At 72.3% G+C, this 6,748-nt stretch carries 5 protein-coding genes and 1 pseudogene; 2 read left to right on the top strand and 4 right to left on the bottom strand.

The window, feature by feature from the left end:
* Window positions 1–820, bottom strand: an 820-nt coding sequence (locus tag E1286_RS45015; RefSeq protein ID WP_281282863.1) for a carboxyl transferase domain-containing protein, incomplete at its 3' end; no start/stop codon positions are given.
* A gap of 80 nt (window positions 821–900) precedes the next feature.
* Here E1286_RS45015 and E1286_RS45010 point away from each other — a divergent pair.
* Window positions 901–1,500 (top strand): SACE_7040 family transcriptional regulator, encoded by a 600-nt coding sequence (locus tag E1286_RS45010; protein ID WP_132623206.1) that lies wholly within the window; start codon window positions 901–903, stop codon window positions 1,498–1,500.
* 31 nt (window positions 1,501–1,531) lie between these two features.
* Here E1286_RS45010 and E1286_RS45005 read toward each other — a convergent pair whose 3' ends face one another.
* Window positions 1,532–2,140 (bottom strand): hypothetical protein, encoded by a 609-nt coding sequence (locus E1286_RS45005; protein ID WP_132623204.1) that lies wholly within the window; start codon window positions 2,138–2,140, stop codon window positions 1,532–1,534.
* 216 nt (window positions 2,141–2,356) lie between these two features.
* Window positions 2,357–3,664, bottom strand: a complete 1,308-nt coding sequence (locus tag E1286_RS45000) for a hypothetical protein (RefSeq protein ID WP_132623202.1) — start codon at window positions 3,662–3,664, stop codon at window positions 2,357–2,359.
* A gap of 191 nt (window positions 3,665–3,855) precedes the next feature.
* Here E1286_RS45000 and E1286_RS44995 point away from each other — a divergent pair, with 191 nt between their 5' ends.
* Window positions 3,856–6,081, top strand: coding sequence for a thiamine pyrophosphate-dependent enzyme (locus E1286_RS44995; RefSeq protein WP_246075694.1), 2,226 nt, complete (start codon window positions 3,856–3,858; stop codon window positions 6,079–6,081).
* 24 nt (window positions 6,082–6,105) lie between these two features.
* On the opposite strand, the pseudogene E1286_RS44990 reads toward E1286_RS44995, so the two are convergent.
* A pseudogene (locus tag E1286_RS44990) lies at window positions 6,106–6,748 on the bottom strand (hypothetical protein); the annotation flags it as partial.

Genomic DNA, 6,748 nt, shown 5'->3' with positions numbered 1-6,748 from the left:
TCTCCCAGGGGCGGGGGGCGCGCGGCGCGAGCGTGGAGACGATGTCGCGGACGATGGCCAGGGCGTGGGCGTCGTCCTCGGCGAGGTGGTCGGTGACGCCGCTGACGCGGGCGTGCAGGTCGCCGCCGCCCAGCTCCTCGGCGGTGACCTCTTCGCCGGTGGCCGCCTTCACCAGCGGCGGGCCGCCCAGGAAGATCGTGCCCTGGCCGCGCACGATGACGGCCTCGTCGCTCATCGCGGGCACGTACGCGCCGCCGGCGGTGCACGAGCCGAGCACGGCGGCGATCTGCGGGATGCCGCGCGCCGACATCGTGGCCTGGTTGTAGAAGATGCGGCCGAAGTGCTCACGGTCGGGGAAGACCTCGTCCTGTTTCGGCAGGAACGCTCCACCGGAGTCGACGAGGTAGACGCACGGCAGATGGTTGTGCAGGGCCACCTCCTGCGCGCGCAGATGCTTCTTGACGGTGACCGGGTAGTACGTGCCGCCCTTGACGGTGGCGTCGTTGGCCACGACCACGCACTCGCGACCGGAGACGCGGCCGACGCCGGTGATGATGCCGGCGGCGGGCGCCTGGTCGTCGTAGAGGCCGTTCGCGGCGAGCGGCGACAGCTCCAGGAAGCGGGAGCCCGGGTCGAGCAGGCCGTCCACGCGGTCGCGGGGCAGCAGCTTGCCGCGCTCGACGTGGCGCTGCCGCGACCGCTGGGGGCCGCCGAGCGCGGCCGCCGCGAGGCGTTCGAGCAGTTCGGCGGCGAGCCGCTCGTTGAGCTCGGCGTTGCGTTTGTACGCCTCGCCGCCCGGGTCCACCGCCGATTTCAGCACCGGCCAGTCGCCGCTCATGAGTCCCCTCTCATGGCACGGATGTTAGTCATCGCTAACGTGCACCGTCTAGTATGTGAGACGTGACCACCGCCTCCGCCTCACCTACCCGCAATCGGCGCAACAGGCGCGCGGAGATCCTGGAGGCGGCCGCCCGGCTGTTCGCGGCGCGGGGCTTCCACGGCGTGCCGATCGAGGACATCGGCGCCGCGGTCGGCGTCTCGGGCCCGGCCCTCTACCGCCACTTCAGCGGCAAGGACGCCCTGCTGTCGGAGATGCTGCTCGACGTCAGCTCGCGGCTGCGCGAGTCGGCGGTCACGGTCGTCACCACCTCACCGGGGCCGGAGGAGTCGCTCGACGCGCTGCTGGCCGCGCACATCACGTTCGCGCTGGAGCAGCCGGCGCTGATCACCGTGCACGACCGGGAGCTGGGCAACGTGCCGGAGCGGGAGCGGCGGCAGATCAGGCGGCTGCAGCGCCTCTACGTCGAGGAGTGGGTGACCGTGCTGGCCGAGCTGCACCCGTCGTGCCCGGCGGCGCGGCTGCGCGCGGCCACGCACGCGGTGTTCGGCCTGCTCAACTCGACCCCGCACAGCGCCGGCGAGCTTCCGGCCCAGCGCATGCGCCCGCTCCTGCACGCCATGGCCCGCGCCGCGCTCACCGCCGCTGTTAAGGATCACTAACTGTACGTCGTGCCGGCACGGCCGGCCGTTTTCAGCATTTCGCCTTGACGGTGTCCGCCTGGCGGCCGAACTTTTCGATGTACCGGCCGCTCCAGTCCCTGATGTTTATCGGGCGCGTTTCCTTTGATTCGCTGTCGAAGAAACACCCCGTCGCCTGTGCTTCGAACGACCCGACGCGGTCGCGTAGACGGTGCGGGATGGGGCCGTCCGCGTCCGCTCCCGGTGTCCACATCCACACGTCTCCGCCGAAACCTCGCTCAGGCCACAGGCAGATCGATCCGCTGACGCATGTCGGATGCCGAGCGAGAACCGGCTCCGGTTCCGGCATCGCCTCTGCGACGGCGATGTAGCTGACCACGGTCAGCGCACCCACGACGACCACGCCACCGCCGCACAGCGCGACGTACCTGCCCCCGGTCGACGCGTTGACGCCCGCATCGGGATCTCGGGAGCCCGCTCGCGTCAGGAAACAGGCGGTGGACGTCGCGATGGCCGACCACCCGAGAGCGGGAACGCACCACCACCAGCTGAAGACGTTGTCGTTCAGAATCTGATTGCTGGCCACCGCGACGAACACGGTGGTCAGCACCAATACAGCGATCAGCACGAATCGCTGCCATTTCTTGAGACGCACTTCCACGCACCCATATTGCGACCTCGTCGAGGTCACGGAGGAAGACGCATGCACAATGGTTATCGGACGATCACGAGCGTAGGCGTTTTGTCGTTGATGCCCGCCGGGAAAATTCTGGCATTACTCGCCATTCGTACGAGGCATCTCCGTCGGGACGGATGACGACGTGCCGGACATGACGAGGGCCCGGGCGGTTGTCCGTCCGGGCCCTCGTGCCGCGATTCAGCGTCTGACGCGCACGTAGTCCGTGCGGCTGTCGTCGCCGTGGGTGCGCGGGTCGCCGCCGAAGGCGAACTTCCAGTGGCCCGAGTTCCAGGCCCTGATCGTCGTGGCGAGCCGGCCGCCGCCGTTCGACCAGGTGGACTTCACGTACTGCCACGTCCCGGCGCCCACCGGCTTGAACAGCAGCGCCACCTTGGCGCGGTGGCCCCGCCACGAGCCGTCGTCGCCGGCCTGCAGCAGGCCCGTGACGGTCAGGGTCCGGCCGCGCTTGACCGGCTCCGGACGGGCGTCGAACGCGATCAGCCGCGCCTCCGCCCTCGCCGGGTCGACCCGAACCCGGTCGGCGGCGCTGACCGAGCCGTCGACGCCGTGCCCGCCCCGGTACTCGGCGCGCCACCAGCCGGAGGAGCGGGCCGTCGCCGAGGCGCGGAAGCGGCCGTCGCGGCCGGTCGTGACGCTGGTGACGTGCTGCCAGCGGGACGACCCGTCGGCCTTGAACGCGATGGCCACGCGCCGGCCGGGAGCGCCGCCGCGCCGCTCGACGGTCAGGGCGCCGGTGAAGGTGAGCCGGTCGCCCTGCTCCACCCGCTCCGGACGGGCGTCGAACCGGAAGATCCGGCTGTCCAGCTCGCGGCGGACGTCCACCCGGTCGGCGTCGGCGACGGAGCCCCTGGCGGTGGCGGTGGCCGCGAACTCGGCGCGCCACCAGCCGGTGGCGCCGGCCCGCACGCGGGTGCCGAACCAGCCGCCGCGGCCGGTCGTCACCTTGGCGACCTCGCGGTAGGCGTCGCTCCCGCGCTCGCGGAAGGTGATGGACACGCTCTGGCCGGCGTATCCCCTGCGGTCGGCCACCAGCACGCCCGACAGCTTGACGGTGTCGCCCGGGTCGACGACGTCGGGGCCGGCGTCGAAGTCGCGGATCGCGGTGGTGAGCGCCCGCGCCACCTGGAACGAGCCGCTCGTGGAGACCTCACCGTCGCCCTGGGCCGTGGCGGAGATGGCGTGCCTGCCGGCGGCGCCGGGCCCGAAGGACTTGGTGCCCGTCCACTTCAGGCCGCCGACGTCCGGCGCGGACGTGACCGCGACCGGCGCGCCGTCGACCTTGAGCGCCGCCGCGGCGGCGTTCGTCGTGGTGAACGTGAACGTGACCGCCACGTCGGCGTCGAAGACGACGATCGGCGAGGCGGGGCTGACGCTCACCTGGCTGATGGTGGGTGCGGGGGCCGCCGTCGCGGGGACCGGGGACAGGGCGAGTGTCCCGGCGCCGAGGACGAGGGCGAGGGCGGCCACACGGATGCGTTGTAACATGCGGGTTCCTTTCTTGGAGACCCCAGTGGTTCAACGCGGCATTGAGGGTGCCACGTGTGTCCTCAGTAGACGTGCGCGCGAAAGAGAAGGTTGTGAACTCTGACAAACGGTTATAGGTCACCTTCAAAGGGACCGGTCTGCAACATCTCCCCCGCGTCCGGCAGACGCCGGGCTGGATCAAGGACATAATCGTGGACGTGGCGCGCGACACTGTTGAGACTCATTTCACCGAGGCGGTTGCGACGCTGGAGGCGGGCCCCCCGCGAGATCCGGGTGCGCCGATCCGTGAGGGCTCCTCGCTGACCGGCGAGCAGTGCAGGACACTGTTCCGGCGTCAGCTCGACAGCCGCCTCCTCGACATCGCGGCCCGCTGGCTGCGCGAGCAGGAGGAGGGCTTCTACACGATCGGCTCGGCCGGTCACGAGGGCAACGCGGCCGTGGCCGCCGCCCTGCGGCCCACCGATCCCGCCCTGCTCCACTACCGCTCGGGCGCGTTCTACCTGACCCGCTCCGAGCTGGCCGGCCGGCTGTCCGAGCAGGGCATCCGCGACGTTCTGCTGGGGCTCTCCGCCGCGGCCGACGACCCGATCGCGGGCGGCCGGCACAAGGTGTTCGGCCATCCCGACCTGGCCGTCATCCCGCAGACCTCCACGATCGCCAGCCACCTGCCCAGGGCGGTGGGCGTGGCGTTCGCCATCGAGCGGGCGCGGGCCCTCGGCGTGCCCTCGAAGTGGCCGCAGGACGCGATCGCGGTGTGCAGCTTCGGCGACGCCTCGATCAACCACGCCAGCGCCCTGTCCGGCCTCAACACCGCCGCCTACGCCACCTACCAGGGGCAGTCGCTGCCGATGTTGTTCGTGTGCGAGGACAACGGCATCGGCATCAGCGTCCGCACGCCGAAGGGGTGGGTCGAGGCGACCGCGCGGCGTCCCGGCATCGAATACTTCGCCGCCGACGGCTGCGACCTGGCGGCCGCGTACGACGCGGCCGTGCGCGCCGCCGAGCACGTGCGCGAGCACCGCGCGCCGGCGTTCCTCCACCTGTCCACCGTGCGGCTCATGGGGCACGCCGGGTCGGACGTCGAGCTGGCCTACCGCACGCAGCGCGAGATCCGCGCCGACCTCGAACGCGACCCTCTGGTGCGGACGGCGGCCATGCTCGTCGAGGCCGGCCTGGAGACGCCCGAGGGGCTGCTCAAGATGTACGAGAGCGCCCGCGAACACATCCTGCGGGTGGCCAAGGAGACCTCGCGCCGCCCCCGGCTCGGCTCGGCCAAGGAGGTCATGGCGCCGATCGCGCCGCGCAGCCCTGAGCTGATCGCCAAGATCAGCCCGACGGCTGCCGCCGCCCAGGTCAGGGAGCGGGCGTTCGCCGGCGCGCTGCCCGAGGACGACAAGCCGCTGACCCTCTCGCTGGCCATCAACCGCACCCTCGCCGACGCGCTCGCCGTCTACCCGGAGATGACCGTCTTCGGCGAGGACGTCGGCAAGAAGGGCGGCGTGTACGGCGTCACCCGGGGGCTGCAGAAGCGGTTCGGGCCCGGGCGGGTGTTCGACACGCTGCTCGACGAGCAGGCCATCCTCGGCCTCGCGCTCGGCGCCGGGGTGTCGGGGATGCTGCCGGTGCCCGAGATCCAGTACCTCGCCTACCTGCACAACGCGCTCGACCAGATCCGCGGCGAGGCGGCCACGCTGTCGTTCTTCTCGCAGGGCGCCTTCACCAACCCGATGGTCGTACGGGTGGCCGGCTACGCCTACCAGAAGGGGTTCGGCGGCCACTTCCACAACGACAACGCGGTGGGCGCGCTGCGCGACATCCCGGGGCTGGTCATCGCCTCGCCGTCGCGTCCCGACGACGCCGCGTCCATGCTGCGCACCTGCCTGGCGGCGGCCCGTACGTCGGGGTCGGTGTGCGTGTTCCTGGAGCCGATCGCGCTCTACAACACGCGCGACCTGTTCGAGGACGGCGACGGCGGGTGGCTGGCCCCGTACGCGCCGCCCGCGCGCTGGCCGGAGACCCACGTGCCCATCGGGCGGGCGCGTGCGTACGGTGACGGGCGTGACCTGACGATCGTGACGTTCGGCAACGGGGTGCGGATGAGCCTGCGGGCCGCGGTGCGGCTGACCCAGGAGGGGTACGGCTGCCGCGTGCTCGACCTGCGCTGGCTGGCGCCGCTGCCGATCGACGACCTGGTGCGGGCGGCCGAGCTGACCGGCAACGTGCTCATCGCCGACGAGACCCGCCACACCGGCGGCGTCTCGGAGGGCGTCGTGACGGAGCTGCTCGACGCCGGGTTCACCGGGAAGATCGCGCGGGTGAGCTCCGCCGACAGCTTCGTCCCGCTCGGCGCGGCGGCCCAGCACGTGCTGCTGTCGGAAGCGGAGATCGAGCAGGCGGCCCGCAAGCTCCTCGGCTGAGCGGCCATCGCCCGGCGGCGCGGGTCACCGGCGGGTGGGGCGGGCCTTCGCGCCTCTGATGCAGGCCGGTTCCGACCAGGCGACCGTCGAGTCCTCCGAGATGCGCAGCGGCACGCCCACCAGGAAGCAGTAGCCGGTGCCCGGGTCGAGGCCGGCCAGACGGGTCGACGTGGCGCCCTGGTCGAGAGCGGTGACGGGCTGCTCGCCCTCCTCCACCGGCGATCGCTGCACGACCACGGGGTAGTCGCGGGCCCGTGCGGGCAGCACCCACGCCAGCTCGACCAGCGCGCCCCGGTCCGCCGTCACCTTGACGCGGCGGGGGGCGAGGGCGGCCACGTCCCGCTCGTCGATGGGCGCGGGGCTTTCCGCTCCCGGCTGCTGAGGGCGCGCGGTGTCCGCCGTGGTCGTCCGGGGCGTGGCCGGCTGCTGGAGCGACAGGTGCACGGCCAGGACCGTCCCGCCGACCGCCACGACCGCGACCGCCCCGCCGACCAGCAGACTCCGCCGTGTCCTGGACGCCTCCGCGGGTGCCTGGTGGGGTACGCCGAGCGCCTGCTCGGGACGAGAGCCTGCCGACCCGGGTCCGGTGGGAGCCAGGCGACCGGGAACCGCCGGACCTGTCGGAGCCCGGCCGGCGGGGCTGGTAGGGGCCGGACCGGTGGGAGAC

The sequence above is a fragment of the Nonomuraea terrae genome (assembly GCF_004348995.1).
Classification (GTDB): Bacteria; Actinomycetota; Actinomycetes; order Streptosporangiales; family Streptosporangiaceae; genus Nonomuraea; species Nonomuraea terrae.
The sequence above is the reverse complement of the archived record's forward strand: the minus strand, read 5'-3'. Positions and strand labels throughout refer to the sequence as shown.

Excerpts from the sequence above, each read along its gene's own strand:
- E1286_RS45000 (WP_132623202.1), bottom strand. The coding sequence starts at position 3,664 with ATGTTACAACGCATCCGTGTGGCCGCCCTCGCCCTCGTCCTCGGCGCC.